Source organism: Streptomyces sp. NPDC031225 (assembly GCF_055570355.1).
The window spans coordinates 5,762-28,570 of record NZ_JBVIHJ010000022.1; the positions used below are offsets into that span (position 1 = coordinate 5,762).

Genomic DNA, 22,809 nt, shown 5'->3' on the forward strand with positions numbered 1-22,809 from the left:
TCTTTTCTTTTTCTTTCTCCTTTTCCGCCCCCCCCCCCCCCCCCGCTCCCCCCCCCCCCCCCCCCCCCCCCCCCCCCCCCCCCCCCCCCCCCCCCCCCCCCCCCCCCCCGCCCCGCGTCACCCTCCCGGGTGCGCGGCTGTCACCCCACTGGGCAGGGCGTCAGCACTTCTTGCCCTTGCAGGGTTCACCCCGCTTGTTGGCGATCTTCACGATCAGCCCTTCGCTGCCCGAGCCGTTGGCCAGGGTCAGCCGGTAGGGGCCGAAGACCGGGTTGTCCGGCAGGACGTAGCCCTCGGGGACGTCCTTCTCCACGAGGTAGTACGTGCCGATCCGGTTGCCGTCGAAGGAGCACGTGCCCGTCCGGCCGCTGACACAGTCGCCGACCATCCGGTCCTTGTGGGCGCCGCCCCGCTGGAGGCCGGACGTGCCGTTGCTGTCGAGCCACAGCTGGAAGACCGCACCGCGCAGCGGCTTGCCGGTCTTCTTGTCGGTCTTGACGACCGTCAGCGCCAACTCCTTGACCAGGCCCGCGTCGAGGGTGAGGTCCTCACGGTTGCCCGGGCCGAGGGTGACGACGGGGGAGCAGCCGGTGGCCGGGTCGACGACGGAGTCGTCTCCGGTGTCGCCGGTGTTCTTCTTGGTCCAGGCGTAGCCGGCCGGCTTCACGAAGCAGACCTTGTACTTGCCGTCGGCCAGCTTGTCGAAGAGGTATTTGCCGCCTGCGTCGGTCTTGACGGTCTTGAGCAGGTCGCCGTTGTCGTTGTACAGGTTGACGGTGACGTTCGGCGCCGGGGGTTCGCCGCGGTCCTGGATGCCGTTGCCGTTGGTGTCGTACCAGACGTAGTCGCCCAGCTTGTTGACCGGGCCGACCAGGCCCGCGTCGAACGTGTGGTTGACGTAGCCGGGGTCGCCGACGCCGACCGTGGTCCGGCCCGCCGAGTCGACGTTCGAGTCGAGCGCACGGTCGGAACCGGCCGCCTGCTGGGTCCACTTCAGCTCGGCGAGCGTCGGGGAGCCGGGCAGCGTCGCCGGGTTGATGCCGCTGTAGTCGAAGGTGGCCGCGTACGCCGTGTTCGGCTTCAGGCCCTCCTCCGTGCCCAGGTAGTACTCGCCGTTCGCGTCGGTCGTGGCGGTCAGCGGCGGCCCGGTCGGCGGGGTCAGCGTGACGACGACGCCTGCGACGGGCGGCTCGGACGGGTCCTGGATGCCGTTGCCGTTCGAGTCGTACCAGACCCGGTTGCCGATCTGGACGGGCGCCTGGTCGCAGACGAGCTCCAGGTCGGCGAGGCCGTTGGCCTTGCCGAACAGGTTCTGGGGGAGGGGGGTGGAGGTGTCATAGGTGGCCTGCACCAGGAGGTTGCCCTCGATCGCTCCGCTGTCCGCGGTCCAGCGGCGGACGCCCTGCTCGTAGGCGTTGATCGGGTCGTAGACCGTGCCCCACAGCTTGTCGCGGTTCGGCTGGAGTGCCGTGGCGCCCTGGCCGACCTGGTCGTGGACCGCGTCATTGAGGGTCGTGGAGTCATCGTAGAACTCGCCGTTGCCCGGGCCCTCGAGGTTGCCCGGCAGATTGCCGGGCAGCGAACCGCAGGAGCCGTTGCTCTCCAGCGTGTACGTCGTCCCGGACTTGCAGGCGCGCAGCACGTCGCCGGCGGCGATGCCGGTGACCAGCGGTTCGGTCGTGCTGTTGTAGGCGTAGGTGTAGGTCCCCGTCATGTCGCCGAAGCGGTCGCGGTAGCCGAGGACCAGGTCGCCGTTGTCGGCGATCTCGATGTTGGACAGCATCGGCTGGGGCGCGGAGATGAAGGAGTGCTCCTCCCGAGCCGGCACGCGCTCGTTCCAGGCCTCCCACATACCGCTCATGCGCTGGCCGACCGTGGAGGGCTTGGTGCAGCGGAAGGCCTCGGGCGGCGTACCGGTGAACCGGTAGGCGCAGCCGCGGGGGTAGTCCAGCGCGTGCGTGAAGATCTCGCTGAACGCGCCGTTCTTGAACTCGTAGACGTGCGCGCTCAGTTGCCCCGGGTTGCCCCACGCGAGGTCCGAGGTGACGGTCGTCTCGGCGCCGCACACCCCGCCGACCAGGACGCGCTTGCCGCGCACGCCGATGCCGTACGGGTGCCACTGGCCGACACAGGCCTGCGGCCTCGGGATGGCGTACGACGTCTGCGTGCCGGGCGTGACGGAGTCGCCGGAGCCCGTGATGGCCACGCTGTACAGCTTGGAGTCGTTGAGGTTGACCGCGTACAGCGTCTTGCCGTCGCCGGTGACGTCGACATCGCCGATGCCCTCGCGGCCGACCTTGCTGTAGACGGCGTTGTCGTGCAGCAGGTTGTCGGTGGTCTCGTGCGCGGTGAGCGTCCCGGGCAGCGTGACGAAGGTGTCGACGGCGTTCTCGGTGCCGAACTGACGGTAGATCGTGTTGGTGGCGCCCGCCGGGCCGTAGGCCGTGTGCCGCTTGACCAGGGTGCCCATGTACTTGTTGCCGGTGCGGTCCACGCCGATACCGAACACGGCCTGCTGCTTCGTGTTGTCGGTCAGCTGGGTGACACCCCCGTAGCTGTTACCGGTGAAGCCCCCGCCGAAGGACACCAGGCCCTTGTACGTGTCGGGGGCATCCCCCTTGGCGAGGTTGCAGGTGACCAGGGTCGGGTTCTCCTGGCAGTAGAGGCTGGGATCCCAGAAACCCGTGGTGTACGTGACGTCCGTACCGCCGGAGACGTCGACGAAGCCGACGCTGCTGCGGATGACGTCGGCGCCCGTGCCCAGGCCCGCGACGGCGGGGGAGAGGTTGTCGGGGTCCGGGTTGGCGACCTGGACGCGGTACTTGCCGCCGGTGAGCGCGGACGTGGCCGCGAAGGTGGCGGTGCCGTCGGCCCCGGTCGTCGCGTTCCGGACCTGGCCGGCGTCGTCCGTCAGGGTGACCCTGACGCCGGCGAGGCCCGGCTCCAGCACGCTGTCGTACGCGCCGTCGGCGTCCACCTCGGTGACGACCCGCACGGTCAGGGTGCCGTCACTGGGAGCGGCGGCCCGTGCGGTCGCGGCGAGCGGGCCGAGCCCGGTGACCGCGAGGGCCGGTGAACCGGTCGCGATCAGCGCGATGCTCAGACCGGTCAGACCGGCGAGCCGTCTCCGCCGTCCGGGCGGAGCGTCGTGCAGGCGCCGGCGCGAGGCGGCGGTACCTGGTTCTGCTCTGAACACTGTGTCCTCGTCTCGTGGAGCGAACACCCCCATCGAGCTATGTATGGGATCAATGAAGAAGATCGAATCGACCCGTTCGGAGGAGAAGACGGATTATCGGACCGGCCCGGTGGGGCCATCAGGGTGGTGGCGGACGCTGCCGTGGTGATCTCGCGGGTGCATATGGGGTCCGTCAAGAGCGGGTGAGTGGCCCCATGGAAGCCGTCAACAGGGGCGGATCCGGCCCCGGAGGCGCTGAGCACGCACTGTCCGAACCGATCCCACCTCACATCTCGCCACGAGCTCGCGATGACCGATCTGGCCTTCGTCGCCACCACGATTTCGCGTCGGTGTCCGCCGCGGCCTCGCTGCGGTCGTCACGGCAGGCGGCCCAGGCCAGGCAGGCGCCCGGCACGGCGGGGCCAGCGCGACCAGCGTGGCGGAGAGCCGAACCCCCTCAAACTGCCTCGAAGCCACAACGCCAGCGCCACCGTCGCCACTTGCAGGACTGTGCAGATGACGGCTGCCCGGCGATCCGCGATCGTTGCACGGGGGCGCATGGTCGCCAGCCCGCCCCGTGACGCGGGAACAGGTCGCGCGGCTGACCGCGCAGCTCGACGAACTCGGCCGGGCCGCCGAGGAAGTCCGGATCACCCGCAAGACACTGCTGGAGCTGCCCGGCCCCGGGCCGCCCGCGCCGCCGGCACCGAAGCTGCCGGATCATCCGGCCTACCAGCAGATCATGGCGGTGTTCACCGCGGGCGACCACCGGCTGCGGGCCCGGCAGGTGTGCGAGGCGATGGACCTGACGGTCGCGCCCAACAACATCGACAACGTCCGCCTGAAGCTCAAGCGGCTGGCCGACCGCGGGATCCTGGCCGAGACCGAGCCAGGCTTGTTCACCCAGCCCCGGCCGTAGTCGACCGACGTCGCCACAACCTGCCCGCTTGTCCCGCACGAAACGAAGAATCGGGCATCAGGCCTCATACCGCCCTCTGAGAGACCCCGTTCACGGGAAAGCGGCGGCACCTGTCGGGTGCCGCCGCTTTCCCGTGCTCAGGTGCGACTCAGGCCAGCGGGTCCACCAGCTGGAACGACGAGTCCTGGAGGTACTGGGGGCTGTACTCGAAGCGTTCCAGGCGGACCACGAAGTTCTCGTGGCGGAGGAAGTAGCCGGGGTAGTTGACCGACTCCAGCATCTTCGCGCCGGAGTACGAGGAGTCGCGGGGGCAGAAGGTGGCGTCCTGCTTGAAGAGGGACGAGCCGTCGTTGCGGGCGGCCCGCAGGACGAAGTTGCTGTGGCGGAGGTACCTGCCGTCGTGCGTGGTGAAGGAGTAACAGGAGGCGTTCGCCAGGCCCTTGACCAGCTTGAAGGTCGAGTCCTCGCGGGATTCCGAACCGCGGACCGGGTCCAGGCCGACGTAATACTCGGTCACGTGCCAGTAGCGGGCGGGGTAGTTGACCGAGCGGACCGAGCGGTAGGTCACTGAAGGCTTCGGCTTCGACGAAGCGCCCTTGGACGCCGTCGATTTGGGCGGCTTCGGGGTGACCGTGACGGTTGCGGTGGGGCTCGGGCCCTGCTGCCGGGGGTCCAGGGGGCTGGGCGACACCGACGAGAGACCGCTGTCGCCCTCCGGGGCGGTGGTCGCGGGCTGCGAGGTGAAGGAGATCAGGCCGGAGCCGTCGTCCTGCGTGGTTTTTGACGGTGAGTCGATCGCCTTGTTCGTGGCGACCACCGCCGTCACGCAGGCGACGATCGTGGCCACTGCCAGCACTCCGGCGAGATAGAGCCGTCTGGTGCCGGGCGTACGGGCGGTGTCCAACGTCCAGCCGTTCTCCCAGGGGCGGTCCTGGGGTGGCCGGGACTTGTCTTCGGGCATGCGCTGTTCCTCCGGCGCGGCGGGCTGCGACGGCCGCTGCTGTGGTGGCGCGGTATGTGAATGGTGAAGCACTAGCGCTTCCGGGTGAACACTAGTGGTTACAGGGGCTCCCGAGCAGCCTTTTGAACCGGCTGGTTTCCAGATTTCCCGCCTGCCGGGTTCCAGTTCCGCATCGGAGGACGACGGTGGCGTGACGGTGTGATCACCTCTGCCCCCGGTTGTCCCGTACGGCCCGTCTTCGTCCTCCGGATCTGCTTGCGAGGCGTGCCGGGGTGGCAGGAGGCGGCTCCGGATCCTGGCTGACGACCAGTCGGATACGTCCGTGCGGCGCCGGATCGGACGAACGGGTCCTGGGTGACGGCCGCCCCGTACCGCGCGGTGTGCCCGGGACCGCGGGTGCGGGACCGGGGATTCGGAGTCGCGCGCCGTTATGTACGCTCGTACACATGGGATACCTGATGCTCGCCGGAGCCATCGCCGCCGAGGTCGGAGCGACCACGGCCATGAAGTACACCGAAGGCTTCAGCAGGCTCGGACCCTCGCTGCTGACCGTGCTCGGTTACGTCCTCTCCTTCGCCCTGCTCGCCCAGACCCTGAAGACCGTGTCGGTCGGCACCGCCTACGCGATCTGGGCCGGGGCGGGCACCGCGACCATCGCCGCGATCGGCATGTTCTTCCTCGGGGAGGGCATGACGGCCACCAAGGCCGCCGGGATCGCGCTGATCATCGTCGGGGTCGTGGTGCTGAACCTCGGAGGGGCGCACTGATGGCCCGGCGTCACGACCCCGAGCGTCGGCAGCGGATCATCGACGCGGCCATCCGGGTCGTCGGCGAGAAGGGCCTCGCGGGACTCAGTCACCGCACTGCCGCCGCCGAGGCCGATGTGCCGCTCGGCTCGACGACGTACCACTTCAAGAGCCTCGACGAGCTCATGGTCGCCGCGCTGCGCCAGGCCAGCGAGGGCTTCGCCAAGGCGGTCGCGGCGCACGGCGCCCTGGACGATCCCGGCGGCGACCTGGCCGCCGACCTCGCCCGCGTCCTCGGCGACTGGCTCGGCGGCGACCGCACCGGCGTCGAGCTGGAGTACGAGCTCTATCTCGCCGCGCTGCGCCGCCCCGCCCTGCGTCCCGTCGCCGCCGAATGGGCCGACGACCTCGCCGCACGCCTGGCCCACCGCACGGATCCGGCCACGGCACGGGCGCTGGTCGCGCTGACGGACGGGATCTGCCTTCAGGTGCTGCTCACGGGGGCGCCGTACGACGAGGAGTACGCGCGGGAGATGCTGGCGCGGGTGATCCCCGACCGACCGGCCGACCACGGATGACCGCCGGTCCCCGGACCGTCGGCCCCGGCTGCGCTCCTGGACCGGCGGCGTACGGGGCGCGCAGGTCGCGGCAGCAGCCTCGCGCCGGGTGCGGCCGACCTCGTTGTCCAGGGCGACACCCCGCCCGGTCTTACCGGATGCCGCAGGCCATTCCGGGCTGTCGGTGCGACCCCGTCCACTGCCTGGCTGCGGGCCCTAGTGCGGCGCCGTCCCAGCCTGGCCCCGACTGGGCCGGCGGCGTGCGGGGCGCGCAGGTCGTGGCAGCAGCCTCGCGCCGGGTGCGGCCGACCTCGTTGTCCAGGGCGACACCCCGGGTCTCACTGGATGCCGCAGGCCATTCCGGGGCCGTCGCCCGGCCCTGTCCTCAGCCTGGCTGCGGGCCCTCGTCAGGCCCCGCCCCAGCCTGGCCCGGGCTGCAGTCCGGGCCACCCTCTGCCTGGCCCGAGCCGCAGTCCGGTCCCACCCCCGCCTGGCCCCCAGCCGTCGCCCACCCCCACCCTCAGCCTCGCCCCGAGCCGTCGCACGGGCAGGCCCCGAGTCGCAGTCCAGCCCGCCCCGGCCCATACCGCCCGACTCATGAGACGTCCCGTGCATGGGTTCGCATCGCATGGCTCCCGGCGGTTAGGTTTCCCTCATGACCGACACGACTGTTCCGCGCACCACCGGCGCCATCGCCGCAGGCCTCGCCACCGTCACCGCTGACGGCACCGTTCTCGACACCTGGTTCCCCGCCCCCGAGCTCTCCGCCGAACCCGGACCGGCCGGTACCGAGCGGCTGTCCTCGCAGACGGCCGTGGAACTGCTCGGCGAAGGCGCCGCCAAGGCGGTCGGACCGGATGCCCGCCGTGGCGTCGAGGTGGTCGCGGTGCGTACGGTCATCGCCTCCCTCGACGAGAAGCCGCTCGACACGCACGACGCCTACCTGCGTCTGCACCTGCTCTCGCACCGCCTGGTCAAGCCGCACGGCCAGAGCCTGGACGGCATCTTCGGCCTCCTCCCCAACATCGCCTGGACCTCGCTGGGCCCGGTCGCCGTCGACGACGTCGAGAAGGTGCGTCTCAACGCCCGCGCCGAGGGCCTGCACCTCGCCGTGACGAGCATCGACAAGTTCCCCCGCATGACCGACTACGTGGCGCCCAAGGGCGTCCGGATCGCCGACGCCGACCGGGTCCGGCTGGGCGCCCACCTCGCCGAGGGCACCACCGTGATGCACGAGGGCTTCGTGAACTTCAACGCGGGCACGCTCGGCACGTCCATGGTCGAGGGCCGGATCTCCGCCGGTGTCGTGGTCGGCGACGGTTCCGACATCGGCGGCGGCGCCTCCACCATGGGCACGCTCTCCGGCGGCGGCAACGTTCGTATCACCATCGGCGAGCGCTGCCTGATCGGCGCCGAGGCGGGCGTCGGCATCGCGCTCGGCGACGAGTGCGTCGTCGAGGCCGGGCTGTACGTCACGGCGGGAACGCGCGTGACCATGCCCGACGGCCAGATCGTCAAGGCCCGTGAGCTGAACGGCGCCTCCCACATCCTCTTCCGCCGCAACTCGGTCACCGGCACGGTCGAGGCCCGCCCGAACAACGCGGTCTGGGGCGGCCTCAACGACATCCTGCACAGCCACAACTGAGCCCGCTGACGCGCGTTCACAGGAGTCGCCGCGAGAGGACTTTGCCTCTCGCGGCGACTTTTTTCGTCGGGGTGGCATAGCGGCAGTGCACCGCGCGCGTCACAAGGGGCGGAGGGGCGACGCACAGGCGTCGCCGGGGAAGAGAAGGTGCCGATGAATGCCGAAGGGCTGGAGAGTTTCCGGGACTTCGTCGACAGCAGGTCGTCCGCCCTGCTGAAGACCGCTGTGCTGCTGTGCGGGGGAGACCAGCACGCCGGTGAGGACCTGCTCCAGAACGCCCTCGTCAAGGCGGCCGGGCGCTGGCAGCGGATCGACGAACCCGAGGCCTACGTGCGGCGGATCCTCTACCGTCAGCAGGTCAGCCGCTGGCGGCTGAAGTGGCCCCGGCGGGAGGTCAGTGTCGCCGAGCCGCCCGAACCACCGGGGACCGGTGTCCCAGGCGCCGACACGGCCGCCGCGGCCGAACTGCGCCTCGTGATGCGCCAGGCGCTGTCCCGGCTCACCGCACGCCAGCGCACCGTGCTGGTGCTGCGCTACTTCGACGACCTGCCCGAGGCCGATGTGGCCCGCCTCCTCGGCTGCTCGGTCGGCACCGTACGGTCCACCACCCACCGCTCGTTGGCCCGGCTGCGTGCGCTCGCGCCGGAGCTGGCCGCCCTCGGCGAGGCCGACACCGAGCGGTTCGCGTCCCGTGACTACTCGCCCGTGGAGGTGCGTTCGTGAACGTCGACGATCTCGTGCGCGACGTCCTGCGCGAGCAGGCCGCCCAACAGGCCCCTGCGGCAGGCGGGTTCGCCGACCGGGTGCTGTCCGTCCGCCGGCGCCGCCGGACCCGCAGGATCGCGGTCGCCGCCGCGGCCACGGCCGCCGTGGTCGCCGTCGCGGTGGCGGTGCCGCTCCTGGACTCCGGCAAGGAGGACGTACGGCCCTCCGGCGGCATCGTGGTGGAGAAGAAGACGAAGGCCCACCCCGACCAGTCGCCGCCGCGCGAGGAGATCTCCGTCGGAGGCACGACCCTGGCCGGCTACTTCGTCCCGGAGACGGTCAAGAAGAGCGCGGACAGCGCCGTCTACGAACGCACCTACCACCTGCTGAACCCGAAGACGGGCAAGTACGCCAAGGCCGCGGACTGGTCGTGGATCGCCGTCGCCCCCGGCGGGAGGACCGCCGCCGTCCTGGAACGGGACCTGCCCGCCTCGCGGATCGGTCTGCTCGATCTGGCCACCGGCAAGGTGGAGCGGTGGATCCCGGTCGACCACGGCGTCGGCGGACTCACCTTCTCCCACGACGGCCGCAAGCTGGTCGCGACGACGTACAGCCAGAACCCCGACCGGCTGGTCAAGGTGGAGGGCAACGTCGAATGGGGCCAGCCGCAGACGTCGAGCCGCACCGGTTTCTACGTCCTCGACGTGGCCTCCGGGAAGGGCGACTGGACCGAGATCAAGCTCGTGCGCGACTCGCGCGTCCCGTTCGGCATCATAGTCAACAGCCGCCAGGACTTCGCCCTCACCGACGACGGCCGGTACGTCTGGGAGGGCCGCCCCATGGAACCCGGATATGTGTTCTACGACCGCACGGGCAAAGTGGTCCCCGTGCCGACGGGCTACAAGTACCTGGAGTGGGCCGTCGAAGCGGGCAGGTCGCCGAACGGCAGCCTCGTGGCCGGCTCGTTCGCCGGGCAGAAGTGGCACACCTCCTCCTACGTCGTCAACGCCCTGACCGGCGCCAGGACCGAGGAACGCGGGCAGCAGCTGCTCGCCTGGGTGGGCGAAAGCCGGCTCATCGCCTGGGACATCGGCAAGAACGACAAGAACGAGTTCCATCAGCGGCTTGTGCTTGTCACCGTCGGCAGCGACAAGGAGGTCCCGCTCAGCGGCTTCCTTGCGGGCAACGACGGGGACGCCGGACGATGGGAGCCGATCTTCGCGCAGCCCTGATCAGGTGGCGGCCACGAGCCGTTCGTACTCCGCCAGCAGCCCGTCGGCCGTCTCCCGGTCGGCGGGCCGCAGCGGGGCGCGGACCGGGCCCGCGGGCAGACCGAGCGCGTTGAGGAGGGACTTGGCGGTGACCGTGCCGGGCAGACCCGCCGACATCATCGCCTCGATCAGCGGCGTGGCCCTTTGTTGGAGGCGGGCGGACACGGGGGTGTCGCCCGCCTCGAACGCTTCCAGGACCGCCGCGACGTGGGCCGGGACGACGTTGGCGACGGTGCTGACACAGCCCGTCCCGCCCACCGCGTACAGCGCGAGATTGTGCTCGTCGCAGCCCGCGTAGTACGCCAACTCCGTTGCGTTCAGCACCTTCTGGGTGCCGAGGAAGTCGTAGGAGCAGTCCTTGACCGCGACGATCCGGGGGTGTTCCGCGAGCCGGATCACCGTCTCCGGCTCGATGCGGGTGCCGGTGCGGCCCGGGATGTCGTACAGCATGACGGGCAGACCGGAGGCGTCCGCGATCTCCCGGAAGTGCGCCTCCAGCGCGTCCTGCGGCGGCTTGCTGTAGTAGGGGCTGACCACCAACACCCCGTCCGCGCCCGCCTTTTCGGCCGCCAGGGTCAGTTCGACGGTGTGCCGGGTGTCGAAGGTGCCCACCCCCGCGACGACCGACGCCCCCGCGCCCACGGCCTCCCGCACCGCCGTCACCAGTGCCGCCTTCTCCGCGTCCGTCGTGGTGGGCGACTCACCCGTCGTGCCGGAGAGGACGAGCCCGTCGCACCCGTTGCCCACCAGGTGCGCGGCGAGCAGCTGTGCGCCGTCGAGATCGAGGGCGCCTGCCTCGTCGAAGGGCGTGATCATGGCGCAGAGAGTGCGGCCGAAGGGCGGGGCGGGGGTTGTCATACAGGTAGTCTCGACAGGTCGACCGTGAAGCTCCACTTAATTCTCCTACGACATACAGCTAAGGGATGCTGCATAAAGGCCCTATGTCCAAACCGGGCCCGCATGGGTCACCATGGCCAGGACCGTGCACGACCCCAGGTCCTGGAGGCGTCATGAAGCTCGGCAAGGCACTCGCCACCGGAGTCGCGGAAGAGCGGCCGGAGATCCATGAGGAAGAGCTCGAACTTCCCGAGGAGATCATGGAGTTGAGGGTCCCCGAAGAGGTTCCGGCGGGCCGGTGAGGCTGCGGCTTCCGGAGGAACGCCCGACGGAGCCGCCGACCGGATACAAGATCGCCCACCCGGTGCTGTCCCAGGACGGCGGCCGGGCCGGGTTCACCGGTGTGTCGCTCGGCGGCGCGCTGCCGTACGGAGCCCTGGCCGACGCGTCCTGCGTCTACGGCCTGCGGCACCGGGCACCGAACCGCCGCTGCGACTGCGGCTTCCACTGCGTGCACGACCGCGCGGCGGCCGAGGCACTGCTGTGCACGGCCGAGCACCGCACGGCCGTCCTCCTCGACGTCCTGGTCCTCGGCCGCTACGTCCGCTTCGAGCTCGGTTTCCGCTACGCCCGCCAGCGGGTGCGTACGGCCACCGTCGGCCCCTGTGCCTGCGGCACCGTCGCCGCGGCGCTGGCCGACGCCGGCTGGGGCAGACCGGGATGGCGGGCGCTGGCCCCCTCCTGCGCGGGCTGCCTGCGGGGCCGTACGTCCGTCTCGCTCGCCGGGTTCGCCCGGCTGGCCGGGGAGGGGCTGCGGGTGGTCGCCGGGGCCGCGGTCGCCGGTCCCGATCTGCCGGAGGCACTCGGCGTGCCCGAACTCGCCGCGGAGGCCGCCCTGTTGCAGGCGAGGCTCGACTGGTTCCAGGGCCAGCTGGCCCGCCTCGGACAGCACGGTCCGGGCGGCGCCCCGCAGGGGTAGCGGGAGCCGGGCCGGGTACCCGGGTGTTCCGACCGAGAGGAGGCGGAGCACCGTGACCGGAACCACGGCCCCCAGGCCGGCGGCGCACGACGGACAGCACTCAGTGGGAGAACTCGTCGGGCAGGCCACCGAACAGGTCTCCCTGCTGCTACGGCAGGAGGTCGCCCTCGCGAAGGAGGAGCTGGCCGCGAAGGGCCGACGCGCCGGAAAGGGCGGCGGGCTGCTGGGCGCAGCGGGTGCCTTCGCTTACGCGGGGCTGCTCGCACTGGCCGCAACGGCCGTCGCCGCCCTGTCGCTGGTGCTGCCGGTGTGGGCCTCGGCGCTGATCGTGACGGCCGTGCTGTTCGTGATCGCCGGGGTGCTCGCCGCGACCGGCCGCGCCCAGCTGCGCCAGGCCACACCCCCCACGCCCGAGCAGGCGCTCGACAGCGTCAAGGCCGACGTCGAGGAGATCAAGGAGAGGGCGCACCGATGACGGACCGGACACCAGCGCAGAGCACGGGCGCCGACGCCGCTCAGGCGGTCGGCGCCGAAGGACCCGAGGAGCTGCGGCGCCAGATCGAGCGGACCCGCAGCCGACTCGGCGACACGGTCGAGGAGTTGGCAGGAAAGATGGACGTGAAGGGCCGCGCGCGGGCCCGGGCGGCCGACCTCAGGGACAAGGCGGGCGCGATGACCGTCCAGCTGCGCAGCACCGCCGCGCAGGCCGGTCACATCGTGCACGACAAGGCCACACAGGCCGGCCACAAGGTCCACGACAGGGCAACGGGTACGGGCCAGGAGCTGGAGCGCGGAGCGGAGAACAGCGTGCCCGTACCGGCGCGGTCCCTGGTCAGGGCGGCGGTACGGCGTCCCGGGCCGGTGCTGATCGTCGGCGCGGCGGTGGCCGTGGTCGTCGTGGTGGCGTGGCGGTACCCCAGGAAGTGAGCAGTGCGCACAAGGGTGGGCGCGGGCCGCGAAGCCCGCGCCCACCCTTGTGCCTCGTCTGTGCGCTGTCACCAGCCGTCCGCTGTCACCAGCCGACCACCGTCACCGGCTGAGCGCTCTCACCGGCCGCGCTTCGCCCGCAGCTTGGCGGGCCACTTCCTGGTGTCCCGGGGTTCCACATAGGGCTCGTCCGTCGGCTCGTGCTCGCCGGAGGTGATCGCCCGTTCCCGCGCGAGCTCCGCGTCGAACTCCAGGCCCAGCAGGATCGCCAGGTTGGTCAGCCAGAGCCACACGAGGAACACGATGGCGCCGGCGAGGGTGCCGTAGGTCTTGTTGTAGGAGCCGAAGTTGGCGGCGTACAGCGCGAAGCCGGCGGATGCGGCCAGCCAGACCACGGTGGCCAGGACGCTGCCGGGGGAGATCCAGTGGAAGCCGCGGCCGCGGACGTTGGGAGCGGCCCAGTACAGCAGGGCGATCATCAGGACGACCAGCAGCAGGAGCACCGGCCACTTGGCGATGCCCCACGCCGTGATCGCCGCGTCTCCGAAACCCACCGCCCGGCCCGCCCGTTCGGCGAGCGGGCCGGTGAACACCACGATCAGCGCGCTCGCCGCCAGCATCAGCATCAACGTCACCGTCAGTGCCAGCCTCAGCGGCGTCAGCTTCCACACCGGCCGGCCCTCGGGCAGGTCGTACACCGCGTTGGAGGTACGGATGAACGCGGCGACATACCCGGACGCGGACCACAGCGCGGCGAGCAGTCCGAGGATCGCCAGGATGCTGCCCGTGCCCCCGCTGTCGCCGAGCTGGACCACCGCGTCCCGCAGGATGTCCCGGGCGGGGCCCGGCGCGAGGTCCCCGATGTTGTCGAGGATCTTGTTCGTCGCGCGCTGTCCCACCACCCCGAGCAGGGACACCATCACCAGCAGGGCGGGGAACAGCGACAGAACCCCGTAGTACGTCAACGCCGCCGCCCGGTCGGCGAGTTCGTCGTCCAGCAGCTCCTTGAAGGTGCGCCGCACCACGGCACCCCACGACCGCTTGGGCAGCTCGGAGGGGCTCTCCGGCTCCACCGTCCCGGTCTTCTCGGGCTTGCCGTCCTTCTCGTCCTTCTCGTCCATGGGCAGGCGGGTCTCCCGAACGGGCCGTTCGAATCGGCTGCTTGACCTGAATCGTGGTCGAGGTTGCAGGGTCGTCGGTATGACACGTCGTACCGAAACTCATCCGGACCTCACCGACCCCCGCGTCGGCGCCTCGTTCTTCAGCCACTGGCGGGTGGGCACGCCCGAGCGGCAGGAGCAAGCCGTGGAGGCGATCGCGCGCACCTGGGAACGCCGGCCGTGGCCCGCCGCCGGCCTGCTCGGCTACCACGTCCACACCTCGCACGACGGCGAGACCCTGATGCACTACTCGCAGTGGGCCACCGAGCAGGCGTACGAGGCCTTCGTGAAGACGCACCGGCAGGAGCGCGTCGACGAGATCGACACCCTGGTGCCCGGCATCGAGCGGCTGGGGCTCGGCCGGTACCGGCACTACCGGAGCAGGGTCCAGGAAGGTGACACGCGAGTGCCGGGGTGTGTCGTGGTCGTCGACATCGAGTTCGAGGGGCCCGACCCGGACCGGCAGCGCGCCTGGACCGACGCCGTTCTCGATGCGCTGGAGAGCGAGCCGAACGCGCACCCCGGAGGCATCTTTGGCCACTTCCATCTGAGCACCGACGGCAGCAGGGTCCTCAACTACTCGGGGTGGGAGAGCGCCCGGGCGCACATCGACGCCCTCGCCGGACCGGGCGAGGGGATCGGTTCGGCCTCCGGCCTCTGGGAGCGGGTGCACACCTGGCCGGGCCTGAAGAGCGGGACCGTCAGCCGCTACGACCACGCCCTCGGCCTGGTCCCGAACTGAACCGTCCGAAAAACAGAACCGTCTGGACAAAAAAAGTGTTCGGTGAGACGGTGGACCCATGCTGGACGTCACCGTGATCGAGGACCCCGAGGCCGCAGCCGTCTCCCTGGACCCCATAAGGGCGAGGCTGCTGGCCGAGCTGGCGGCAGGACCCGCGTCGGCCGCCATGCTGTCCGGCAAGGTCGGGCTGCCCCGGCAGAAGGTGAACTACCACCTGAAGACACTGGAGCGGCACGGCCTGGTCGAACTCGCGGGGGAGCGCCGCAAGGGGAACGTCACCGAGCGGCTGATGCGGGCGACCGCGGCGTCGTACGTGATCTCACCGCTCGCCCTCGCCGCCGTACAGCCCGACCCCGACCGCTTCCGCGACCAGCTCTCCGCGCGCTGGCTGCTCGCGCTCGGCGCCCGCCTCGTGCGGGACGTCGGCTCGCTGATCACCGGCGCGACGAAGGCGCGGCAGCGACTGGCCACCTACGCGCTGGACGGCGAGGTGCGTTTCGCCTCCGCCGCCGAACGGGCCGCGTTCATCCAGGAGTTGACCGCCGGAGTCACCGCCCTGATCCGCAAGTACGACGCCCCGGACACCGAGGGCGGCCGGGACCACCGGATCGTCGTGGCCGTCCACCCCACGCTGAAGCAGACCGAGCAGACCGAGTTGGAGTAGAACGATGTCCAAGGAATTCGAGATCGCCCGCGAGTTCGAGGTCGACGCCACCCCCGAGCAGGTGTGGGAGGCGATCACCACCGGGACCGGCGGTTACCTGTGGCCGATGGAGCCGCCCGAACCCCGTGTCGGCGGTGCGGGTCCCTTCGGGTCCAAGGTCACCGCCTGGGACCCGCCGCACCGCTACACCAACCGCGTCGAGGACGTCGAGGGCATCTCCGAACAGAGCCTCAACCAGCTCGACTACACCGTCGAACCCCGCGACGAGGGCCGCCGGGCCTGGGTGCGGTACGTGCACAGCGGGATCTTCGTCGACGACTGGGACAACCAGTACGACGGCGCCGCCCGGCACACCGACTTCTATCTCCACACCCTGCGCGAGTACCTGACGCACTTCGCGCCGCGGCCGGCCGCCTTCGCCACCTTCGACGGACCCGAGGCGTCCAGGGCGGCCGACGCCCTCGCCGTTGTCGGGCAGGCACTCGGTGTCGGGGAGGACGTGGCCGCCGGTACCCGGCTGACGGTCAACGGGCCGGACACCTTCGACGCCGTGGTCGACTTCCGCAACCCGTACTTCATCGGCCTGCGCACCGACCGGGGCCTCACCCGGATCTTCGGGCGCAACCACTGGGGCCACCCGGTCGGCATCTCCCTGCACGACTTCGCCCCCGACTCCGACATCAAGGAGTGCGAGAGCGAGTGGCAGGGCTGGCTGAACGGAGTGTTCAACCAGCCCTGACCTGGCCGGAGTTACGGCTGGAAGCGCAGCACCTGCGGGTCGTGGTCGCTGATCTGGTCGTTGAACTCCGAGTTGATGTGCACGCTGTCGTACTCGAAGTCGCAGCCGCGCCGGATCGACGGGCTCACCAGGATCTGGTCCAGGACCTGCTGGTTGCCCTGGTAGTCGTAGGTGTAACGCTCGCTCGCGGGCAGCGACTTGATCGCCGACCAGAGTTCGCCGTCACCCTCCAGGATCTTCGCGGTGTCGGAGAACTCGAAGTCGTTGATGTCGCCGAGAGCGATGACGTCCGCGTTCTTCTGGACGTCGAGGATGCTCTTGACGAACCCGTTGACCAGCGTCGCCTGCGCGTGACGCTGGATCTCCGAGCTGCGCGGCACCGGCTGGGTCGCCGAGGTCAGACTCTGGTCGCCGCCCTTGGAGTTCAGGTGGTTGGCGATCACGAAGACGGTACGGCCGCGGAAGACGAACTCGCCGGCCAGCGGCTTGCGGCTGGACTTCCAGGCGTCGTTCGCGGGGTCGATCCGGCCGGGGGACGCCGTCAGCTGCGCCTTGCCGTGCACCTTGGTGACGCCGACGGCGGTCGTCGAGTCGCCGCCCGCGCGGTCCACGAAGGACACCCGCTCCGGGTTGAACAGGAACACCTGGCGGATGTTGCCGCCCGGCTCGCCGCCGTCCTGGTCGTTGACCGGGTCGATCGAGCGCCAGTCGTACTTCGGGCCGCCCGCCGCCACGATCGCGTCGATGAGCTTGTTCACCGTCACGTCGGCGGCGACCGTGCCGTCGTCCTTCGCGCCGTTGTTGTCCTGGATCTCCTCCAGGGACACCACGTCGGGCGACTTCAGGTTGTTCACGATCGCGGAGGCGTGCTCCTCGAAGGTGGCGTCGGTCGGGTCGAGGTTCTCGACGTTGTACGTCGCGACCGCGAGCTCGCCCTTCTTCTGCTTCTGGGTCGTCTCCCGCGCCAGACCGGCGCTCTTCAGCGTCCCGATCTGATTGGCGACCAGGGTGTACCCGCCGAACTGGTTGTAGTCCAACGGGCCCGCGGTGGTGCCGGTGAGGACGTCACCGACGTTCGCGACGGGGAAGGCGGAGGTCGCGCCCAGGGACTGGATCTGGAGCCGGCCGGTGTTCTGCGAGGTGTAGGAGCCGTAGAGCGTGCCACCGCGCCTGGTGGTGTTCTCGCGCGGCTTCACGGTCACCCACAGCTCGGTGTACGGGTCGCTGGCGCCGACCACGCGGGTGTCGGCGACCTTGACGTTCATGCCCTCGAGGGACTCGTAGTAGTCCAGGGCGTACTTCTTCGGCTGCAGCGTCAGGCCGTTGATCGAGTTGGCTGCCGCCGGGTCGCCCGCCGGGGCGTACGCGGCCGGCACCGACTTCGCGTCGACCACCGTGGCGGCCGGGACCGCGTTGCCGCTGGAGACGACGGTGACGGTCGGCTTGGTGATCTCGGTCAGCGACTGGTTGCCGGTCGACGTGCCGCCCGGGACGTACTCCGACACGGTGCCGGTGACCGTGACGGCGTCGCCCACGGCGACCTTCGGCACGGAGCTGGTGAAGACGAACACGCCCTCACTGGTGGCCGGGTCGGCATCCGGGTTCGGATCCTGGATCCAGAAACCTCTGGAGGAGCCGTAGGTGCGCACTCCGGTGACGATTCCGGCCACGTCCGTGACCTTCTGCCCGGCGTACGGGGATATCCGGGTCGCGCCCTGGATGTCATGGATGCTCACGCCGGCCGCGTGGGCGGGCGAGATCAGAACGACCGTGGAGGCCGCGGACAGGGCGGCGACGGTGAGCGCGGCGAGACGCGCGGACTTCTTGCTGGGCAACGGAATCCCTCCGGGGACGTGCGTTGGGCGCCGGGACGAGGGTGGCGGTGGAACGATGGGAGCGGCGACCTGTGGGGCGGTGACCACGCGCGTAGAAAGTACGGTGAACAGATGTCCGCCCGGTTTCTACGCGCGTAAATCTCGTGCCTGGTCTGGGCAGTTGTCAAGGTTTCAGCCATGTACAGAACCGGTCCGGGAGATGAACCGGGCGGCATGGGTGGATATCCGTCTAGGCTGAGCGACTGAGTCGTACGGCGTCCGGATGGCCGTACGGCCCGCCGTCGTTCTTCGGCCGTACTCCGGTGGTACGGCCTTCAGAGGCGCCCTAGGAGAACCAGCCGATGTCAGACAGCTCCCCCCTGCCGCCGGTGCGGCTGCACTCCGAAGCGGAGCTGGCGCGAGACGCCCTGTCCACGCCGCTGCTCGCCCGGGCCGCCCGGCTCGCCCGCTGGGCCGGCGAGGACACACGCGTCGATGCCGGGGGCGGACTCGTCGAGGAACAGCTGCCCGCGGCGGCCTCGGAACTCGCTCTGACCGGGGAGGACGCGGCCGCGTACGCGAGCGAGGCCTGGCGGGTCGCCGTCGACACCGGGCTCGTGGAGATCGTCGACGAGGAGGCGGGCGCCGTCACGGCGGGCGAGGACCTGGCCCTGCTGACCGGGTCGCCGCAGGACGTGCTCGCGGTGTGGCTGACCGCGCTGGAGACGGCGCTGGCCGACGCGAGCGTGCCCGACCTGGACGACCTGGTCGACGCGATGGACGAAGGCGGCGAGGTCGACTTCGCCGCCCTGGACTGGGACCCGCAGGCCGAGCAGGAGTTCCTGGACGGGGTGCTCGGGAACCTCTACCTGCTCACGGTGAGCGAGGACGGCCCAGGGGACGGGACCGTACCGCTGCCCGCCCTCGCCGCGTCGATGATCGTGCCGAGCGACATGGGCGAGCCCACGAACGACGTCCTGGAGCAGGTGTCCGACGCGATGATGCGGCTGGACGACCAGTTCCGGGTCCTGGAGCCGGTGGGGATCGTCGAGTACCAGCCCGTCGACGAGGCGTTGATGGCCGACGCCGACGAGGAACCCGCCGCGGCGGTCGACGACACCGACGTCTCCCGGTACGGCATGGTGCGGCTGACCCCGCTCGGGCTGTACGGGCTGCGCTCACGGCTCCTTGAGGCGGGGATTCCCGCGCCCGCCGTCGGCGACCTGGCCGGCAAGGGAGCGGACGTGCTGCTCGACGGCACGTCGTCGTTCCCGGCGGCTGCCGCGCAGGCCGAGACCGAACAGTGGCTTGACCGGCGTGAACCCCTGGCCGCGGCACGGGAGTTGCTGACCGCGGCCCGGGGGAACGACCCGGGTGCTCCGCTGCGACGGCTGCGGTGCCAGCAGGCGCTGTCGCTGGTGGGCCCGGCCGCGGAGCCCGCGCTGCGGGAGGTGCTGGACGACGCCGAACTGGGCGGGCTGGCACGCGTCTGGCTGGCCGAGCGGGGCTTCGCGGACGTGCCCGCACCCTCCGAGGACCTCGTCTTCTGGCTGACCGTCGACACGATTGCCGCGCAACTGGCCGCCGAGGGCAACTCCGACGAGCTCCGGGGGCTGGTGGAGGGGCTGGCCCAGCAGCACGGCGGGTTCTTCGCGGCGGCCTGGAAGGTCGACCACCCGGCCACCGCGGACGTGCTGGAGGCGATGGGGCGGCTGCACCCGGACAAGCGCGTCGCGAAGGAAGCCCGGAAGGCGGCGTTCAAGGCGAGGTCACAGCAGGGGAGTTGAGGGTGCGGTCGGCGGACACGAGCCGTCTGCGGTCCGCGCCCGCTGCGGTCTGTGCCCGCTGCGGTCCGCGCCCGCTGTGAACTGTGCCCGCGTCCGCTGCGACCCGCGGTGGATCGGTTGTGACCCGCGCGGCGTCGGGCAGGCAGGTGGACAGGTGGACAAGTGGACAGGTGAGCCGACGGGATCATCCAGGCGGTCGCCGCCCAGCGCAGTGCGCCGGGGTCGTCGTGGCCCTCGGCGCCCGGTGCGCCGTGGACGACCCCGCCCGCACGGCGGAGCCGCACAGGGGCACGGCCCCGCGTCCCTATAGGGGAGCATGTCCTGCCCTTTGTTGATTCATTGAAGTTGGCCCGCTGAAGTCGCCTGGTGTTCAACCGGTGTTCAGGCACGGGCGAGACGGTTGCGCCGATTCGAGGTCCGCCACCCTCCACGGCATACCGACCGTCTCAGGAGACACACCATGTCGCTCACCCGCAGGGACTTCGCCAGACAATCCGCGATCACCGGTGCCGGCGTCGCGCTGGCGGGCAGCGTCGGCGCCCTCGCCACCGCGCCGAACGCACTCGCCGCCACCGACGTCGAGAGCGACGGGGCACAGACCGCGGGCGCCCACGGCGGTGTCGGCTACGGGCAGCTCGTCCCCGACCCGGACGGCATCCTCGCGCTGCCCGCCGGGTTCAAGTACCGCGTCATCACCTACAGCGGTAAGACCAAGCTGGAGTCGGGCGAGTTCACCCCCTCCAACCACGACGGCACGTCCACCTTCGACGGCCCCCGCGGCACCACCCTCCTCGTCAACAACCACGAACTCGCCGGGCCCCGCGCCAACTGGCCGCACCCCGTGCCGCTCATCGACGGCCTGGTCTACGACCCCGCCGCGGCCGGCGGCTGCACGGTCGTCGAGGTACGCCCCGGCAAGGTCGCCGAGTGGGTCGGCATCGCCGGCACCGCCACCAACTGCGCCGGCGGCAACACCCCTTGGGGCACCTGGCTGACCTGCGAGGAGACCGAGGACAAGGCCGGCACCAACGGCTTCACCAAGGACCACGGCTACGTCTTCGAGGTCGACCCGTCCGACCGCCGCGCCAACAAGAACCCCAAGCCGATCAAGGCACTGGGCCGTTACGCCCACGAGGCCGTCGTCGTCGACCCGAGGCGCGGACACCTCTACCTCACCGAGGACGCCTCCAACCCCAACGGTCTGCTGTACCGCTGGACCCCGCCCGAGGGCTTCTGCCACGGCCACGGCAAGCTGCGCACCCTCGCCGAGAACGCGGGCACCCTCCAGGCCTTCAAGTGCTTCGACTCCGGCGGCAAGTTCGTCGACGACCTCTCGCGCGCCACGAAGATCGGGACGGTGTACGGCGTCGACTGGGTCGACGTCCCCGACCGGGACGCGAGGACGACCTCCGTCCGCAAGCAGTTCACCACCGGCCAGGTCACCCGCGCCCGCAAGCTCGAAGGCATGTGGTGGGGCGACGGCGGCACCTACATCGTCTCCTCGTTCGCCCGCACCGAGAGCCCCGTCCAGCACGACGGAGCGGTCTGGTTCTACGACCCCAAGCGCCGCACCCTCACCCTGAAGGTCCTCCTCGGCGTCAACCCCGACCCCTCCGTCGACGGCGCCTTCGACGGCCCCGACAACATCACCGTCTCCCCCTACGGCGGCCTCGTCATCGCCGAGGACGGAGAGGGCGTCCAGCACCTGTTCGGCGCCACGGAGAGCGGCCGCACCTATCCCATCGCCCGCAACGAACTCAACATCGGCACCGAAGAGGACCCCGAGTACAGCGAGTTCACCGGAGTCACCTTCTCGCCCGACGGAAGGACGCTGTACGCCAACATCCAGACGCCGGGAATCATGCTGGCGATCACGGGGCCCTGGAAGCGGCAGCGGCGTTAGAACGTGGTGTCACTCGTGCGAGTGGAGCTAGTTCGATTCGATGAGTGACTGACGGTGCTGGACATACGGTCCCTGTATGTCCAGCACATGTAGCGGGCGCGGTATCCCGGTCCGGAAATGCCTAGCTGAAGGAACGCCGATCTGGCTTCCGGACGGCACGGTTGCTCCCGTGGAGGATGTAGTTGGCGCGAGGCTTCCCGTCCTCGCCTACGACAAGGCGTGGGATCTCCGCGAAGCCAGACCTGGACGGCCCTACCCGCCGAGAGATAGCCAGGTCGGCGACCTGGTAGTCACCCGCCCGGTGCGCTGGATCGATGGTGGTGTGCAGCCAGTGTTGGCCGTGAAGTTTGCTTCGGGTCGTGTGATCGAAGCCACAGCCGACCATCAGTGGGCAGTTCGAGGCCGCGAGGGTTCACGACGTCCGACGTGGCGGTCGACTGCCCTGATGACGCCGGGCTGCGCGGTTCCCGCGCCACTCACTGCCGATTTCTTCGGAACAGTAGGTGGCGAATGGGATGGATGGTTCGTCGGAGCGATGCTCGGCGATGGCAACATGACTGGCCGTACCCCAGTATGGCTTGGTCACGATGATGGGACGCTTCGACAGATCCGCGACTACGTGGCCAAGTACGGTTGCCAGGCCAACGTGGAGGACAACGCCACTTGGCTGCGGGTACGCCTGGTGGATCCGAAGTGGCATTGCAACGCGCTTCGTGACTTGCTGATCGAGCATCGTGTGTGGGGGCTCAAGGGTGAAGGTAAGCGGATGGCCAACCTCCCCTACACTCGCGAATTCGTCTGTGGGCTTGTCGCAGGGCTGATCGATAGCGACGGCTCGGTGGAAGCGCGACAGGTGGAGTTTGCCAACATCTCTGCAGGCCTTGTGCGCCAGCTGGGGGATGTCTTGCTGAGGCTTGGTGTTCAGAGCAGCGTCGGCAGCAAGCGGAACAATCAGAGTGACAAGCCGTTATGGCGGCTTCGGGTAGCCGATGGCCGTTCTGTGGCGCAGCTGAATGAATTGGTGCAGCTCCGGGCGGATCACAAGGCGGCGGCGCTGGCTTCTTTGGCCGCCCGCAATCGTGTTTCCCGCCGCTCGGCAGTTGGTCGTCGCGGATACTCAGAATCCATTATGTGGGACCGCGTTACTGCCATTGCTCCGGCCGGCGTGAAGAGGACGTACTGCGTCGACGTGCTTCCGTCCGGCCTGTGGGTCGCGAACGGCGTTGCGACCGGGAGCTCTGTCGCTCCCTCCAAGGAGTTGTAGCTACATGAGTGCGA

The 22,809-nt window shown here is 70.3% G+C and carries 21 protein-coding genes; 16 read left to right on the plus strand and 5 right to left on the minus strand.

Annotated elements, in window-relative coordinates:
- Positions 1 to 160: 160 nt before the first annotated feature.
- Entirely contained in the window at positions 161 to 3,196 is a 3,036-nt protein-coding gene (locus ACZ48Z_RS31775) for an SdrD B-like domain-containing protein (RefSeq protein ID WP_468739336.1), read from the minus strand.
- A 556-nt stretch (positions 3,197 to 3,752) separates the two neighbouring features.
- Between ACZ48Z_RS31775 and ACZ48Z_RS31780 the strand changes: the two genes are divergently transcribed.
- Positions 3,753 to 4,094, plus strand: coding sequence for a hypothetical protein (locus ACZ48Z_RS31780; RefSeq protein ID WP_468739337.1), 342 nt, complete (start codon positions 3,753 to 3,755; stop codon positions 4,092 to 4,094).
- A gap of 148 nt (positions 4,095 to 4,242) precedes the next feature.
- Here ACZ48Z_RS31780 and ACZ48Z_RS31785 read toward each other — a convergent pair whose 3' ends face one another.
- Positions 4,243 to 5,055, minus strand: a complete 813-nt coding sequence (locus ACZ48Z_RS31785; protein WP_468739338.1) for an AbfB domain-containing protein — start codon at positions 5,053 to 5,055, stop codon at positions 4,243 to 4,245.
- A gap of 446 nt (positions 5,056 to 5,501) precedes the next feature.
- On the opposite strand from ACZ48Z_RS31785, the gene ACZ48Z_RS31790 reads away from it, so the two are divergent.
- The 5 genes from ACZ48Z_RS31790 (at position 5,502) to ACZ48Z_RS31810 (ending at position 9,940) form a co-directional block, all read left to right on the plus strand.
- Positions 5,502 to 5,822, plus strand: a complete 321-nt coding sequence (locus ACZ48Z_RS31790) for a DMT family transporter (protein ID WP_468739339.1) — start codon at positions 5,502 to 5,504, stop codon at positions 5,820 to 5,822.
- Positions 5,822 to 6,379: a TetR/AcrR family transcriptional regulator gene (locus tag ACZ48Z_RS31795; RefSeq protein ID WP_468739340.1), complete on the plus strand. Its 558-nt coding sequence runs from the start codon at positions 5,822 to 5,824 to the stop codon at positions 6,377 to 6,379. Before ACZ48Z_RS31790 ends, ACZ48Z_RS31795 begins: the two co-directional genes overlap by 1 nt.
- Positions 6,380 to 7,013: 634 nt before the next feature.
- Positions 7,014 to 8,003, plus strand: a complete 990-nt coding sequence (dapD, locus tag ACZ48Z_RS31800) for a 2,3,4,5-tetrahydropyridine-2,6-dicarboxylate N-succinyltransferase (RefSeq protein ID WP_468739341.1) — start codon at positions 7,014 to 7,016, stop codon at positions 8,001 to 8,003.
- Between the two features lie 153 nt (positions 8,004 to 8,156).
- On the plus strand, positions 8,157 to 8,726 hold the full coding sequence (locus ACZ48Z_RS31805) for a SigE family RNA polymerase sigma factor (RefSeq protein ID WP_468739342.1): 570 nt from the start codon (positions 8,157 to 8,159) through the stop codon (positions 8,724 to 8,726).
- Positions 8,723 to 9,940: a YncE family protein gene (locus ACZ48Z_RS31810; RefSeq protein ID WP_468739343.1), complete on the plus strand. Its 1,218-nt coding sequence runs from the start codon at positions 8,723 to 8,725 to the stop codon at positions 9,938 to 9,940. Before ACZ48Z_RS31805 ends, ACZ48Z_RS31810 begins: the two co-directional genes overlap by 4 nt.
- Here ACZ48Z_RS31810 and dapA read toward each other — a convergent pair whose 3' ends face one another.
- Positions 9,941 to 10,837, minus strand: a complete 897-nt coding sequence (gene dapA, locus ACZ48Z_RS31815) for a 4-hydroxy-tetrahydrodipicolinate synthase (protein ID WP_468739344.1) — start codon at positions 10,835 to 10,837, stop codon at positions 9,941 to 9,943.
- A 152-nt stretch (positions 10,838 to 10,989) separates the two neighbouring features.
- Here dapA and ACZ48Z_RS31820 point away from each other — a divergent pair, with 152 nt between their 5' ends.
- From ACZ48Z_RS31820 to ACZ48Z_RS31835, 4 genes are read left to right on the plus strand one after another with little or no spacing between them, the layout of a single operon-like run.
- On the plus strand, positions 10,990 to 11,118 hold the full coding sequence (locus ACZ48Z_RS31820; RefSeq protein WP_468739345.1) for a hypothetical protein: 129 nt from the start codon (positions 10,990 to 10,992) through the stop codon (positions 11,116 to 11,118).
- Positions 11,115 to 11,795 carry a hypothetical protein gene (locus tag ACZ48Z_RS31825; protein WP_468739346.1) on the plus strand — a complete coding sequence of 227 codons (681 nt, stop codon included), beginning with the start codon at positions 11,115 to 11,117 and terminating at the stop codon, positions 11,793 to 11,795. The genes ACZ48Z_RS31820 and ACZ48Z_RS31825 overlap by 4 nt, the downstream gene beginning before the upstream one ends.
- A 52-nt stretch (positions 11,796 to 11,847) precedes the next feature.
- Entirely contained in the window at positions 11,848 to 12,270 is a 423-nt protein-coding gene (locus ACZ48Z_RS31830) for a phage holin family protein (RefSeq protein ID WP_468739347.1), read from the plus strand.
- A complete protein-coding gene (locus ACZ48Z_RS31835) occupies positions 12,267 to 12,722 on the plus strand; it encodes a DUF3618 domain-containing protein (protein WP_468739348.1) in 456 nt (151 codons plus the stop codon). Before ACZ48Z_RS31830 ends, ACZ48Z_RS31835 begins: the two co-directional genes overlap by 4 nt.
- A 119-nt stretch (positions 12,723 to 12,841) precedes the next feature.
- Here ACZ48Z_RS31835 and ACZ48Z_RS31840 read toward each other — a convergent pair whose 3' ends face one another.
- Positions 12,842 to 13,843, minus strand: a complete 1,002-nt coding sequence (locus ACZ48Z_RS31840) for a YihY/virulence factor BrkB family protein (RefSeq protein WP_468739349.1) — start codon at positions 13,841 to 13,843, stop codon at positions 12,842 to 12,844.
- 79 nt (positions 13,844 to 13,922) lie between these two features.
- Here ACZ48Z_RS31840 and ACZ48Z_RS31845 point away from each other — a divergent pair, with 79 nt between their 5' ends.
- The 3 genes from ACZ48Z_RS31845 to ACZ48Z_RS31855 are packed head-to-tail and all read left to right on the plus strand — an operon-like array spanning position 13,923 to position 16,027.
- Positions 13,923 to 14,624, plus strand: coding sequence for an antibiotic biosynthesis monooxygenase (locus ACZ48Z_RS31845; RefSeq protein WP_468739350.1), 702 nt, complete (start codon positions 13,923 to 13,925; stop codon positions 14,622 to 14,624).
- A gap of 58 nt (positions 14,625 to 14,682) precedes the next feature.
- Positions 14,683 to 15,288, plus strand: coding sequence for an ArsR/SmtB family transcription factor (locus ACZ48Z_RS31850; protein WP_468739351.1), 606 nt, complete (start codon positions 14,683 to 14,685; stop codon positions 15,286 to 15,288).
- A 4-nt stretch (positions 15,289 to 15,292) separates the two neighbouring features.
- On the plus strand, positions 15,293 to 16,027 hold the full coding sequence (locus ACZ48Z_RS31855) for an SRPBCC family protein (RefSeq protein WP_468739352.1): 735 nt from the start codon (positions 15,293 to 15,295) through the stop codon (positions 16,025 to 16,027).
- 11 nt (positions 16,028 to 16,038) lie between these two features.
- Here ACZ48Z_RS31855 and ACZ48Z_RS31860 read toward each other — a convergent pair whose 3' ends face one another.
- Positions 16,039 to 17,862 (minus strand): endonuclease/exonuclease/phosphatase family protein, encoded by a 1,824-nt coding sequence (locus ACZ48Z_RS31860; protein WP_468739353.1) that lies wholly within the window; start codon positions 17,860 to 17,862, stop codon positions 16,039 to 16,041.
- Positions 17,863 to 18,203: 341 nt separating this feature from the next.
- Between ACZ48Z_RS31860 and ACZ48Z_RS31865 the strand changes: the two genes are divergently transcribed.
- The 3 genes from ACZ48Z_RS31865 to ACZ48Z_RS31875 all read left to right on the plus strand — a co-directional run bounded on the left by ACZ48Z_RS31865 (position 18,204) and on the right by ACZ48Z_RS31875 (position 22,795).
- Positions 18,204 to 19,628, plus strand: a complete 1,425-nt coding sequence (locus ACZ48Z_RS31865) for a hypothetical protein (RefSeq protein ID WP_468739354.1) — start codon at positions 18,204 to 18,206, stop codon at positions 19,626 to 19,628.
- A gap of 460 nt (positions 19,629 to 20,088) precedes the next feature.
- Positions 20,089 to 21,531 (plus strand): alkaline phosphatase PhoX, encoded by a 1,443-nt coding sequence (locus ACZ48Z_RS31870; RefSeq protein WP_468739355.1) that lies wholly within the window; start codon positions 20,089 to 20,091, stop codon positions 21,529 to 21,531.
- A gap of 169 nt (positions 21,532 to 21,700) precedes the next feature.
- A complete protein-coding gene (locus tag ACZ48Z_RS31875) occupies positions 21,701 to 22,795 on the plus strand; it encodes an LAGLIDADG family homing endonuclease (protein WP_468739356.1) in 1,095 nt (364 codons plus the stop codon).
- Positions 22,796 to 22,809 lie beyond the last annotated feature (14 nt).

Bases quoted from the DNA above. Each gene is read 5' to 3' on its own strand.
- ACZ48Z_RS31865 (WP_468739354.1), top strand. From the start codon at position 18,204: ATGTCAGACAGCTCCCCCCTGCCGCCGGTGCGGCTGCACTCCGAAGCG.
- ACZ48Z_RS31805 (WP_468739342.1), top strand. From the start codon at position 8,157: ATGAATGCCGAAGGGCTGGAGAGTTTCCGGGACTTCGTCGACAGCAGG.
- ACZ48Z_RS31850 (WP_468739351.1), top strand. From the start codon at position 14,683: ATGCTGGACGTCACCGTGATCGAGGACCCCGAGGCCGCAGCCGTCTCC.
- ACZ48Z_RS31870 (WP_468739355.1), top strand. From the start codon at position 20,089: ATGTCGCTCACCCGCAGGGACTTCGCCAGACAATCCGCGATCACCGGT.
- ACZ48Z_RS31835 (WP_468739348.1), top strand. From the start codon at position 12,267: ATGACGGACCGGACACCAGCGCAGAGCACGGGCGCCGACGCCGCTCAG.
- ACZ48Z_RS31795 (WP_468739340.1), top strand. From the start codon at position 5,822: ATGGCCCGGCGTCACGACCCCGAGCGTCGGCAGCGGATCATCGACGCG.
- ACZ48Z_RS31845 (WP_468739350.1), top strand. From the start codon at position 13,923: ATGACACGTCGTACCGAAACTCATCCGGACCTCACCGACCCCCGCGTC.
- ACZ48Z_RS31820 (WP_468739345.1), top strand. From the start codon at position 10,990: ATGAAGCTCGGCAAGGCACTCGCCACCGGAGTCGCGGAAGAGCGGCCG.
- ACZ48Z_RS31840 (WP_468739349.1), bottom strand. From the start codon at position 13,843: ATGGACGAGAAGGACGAGAAGGACGGCAAGCCCGAGAAGACCGGGACG.
- dapD (WP_468739341.1), top strand. From the start codon at position 7,014: ATGACCGACACGACTGTTCCGCGCACCACCGGCGCCATCGCCGCAGGC.
- ACZ48Z_RS31790 (WP_468739339.1), top strand. From the start codon at position 5,502: ATGGGATACCTGATGCTCGCCGGAGCCATCGCCGCCGAGGTCGGAGCG.
- dapA (WP_468739344.1), bottom strand. From the start codon at position 10,837: ATGACAACCCCCGCCCCGCCCTTCGGCCGCACTCTCTGCGCCATGATC.
- ACZ48Z_RS31855 (WP_468739352.1), top strand. From the start codon at position 15,293: ATGTCCAAGGAATTCGAGATCGCCCGCGAGTTCGAGGTCGACGCCACC.
- ACZ48Z_RS31785 (WP_468739338.1), bottom strand. From the start codon at position 5,055: ATGCCCGAAGACAAGTCCCGGCCACCCCAGGACCGCCCCTGGGAGAAC.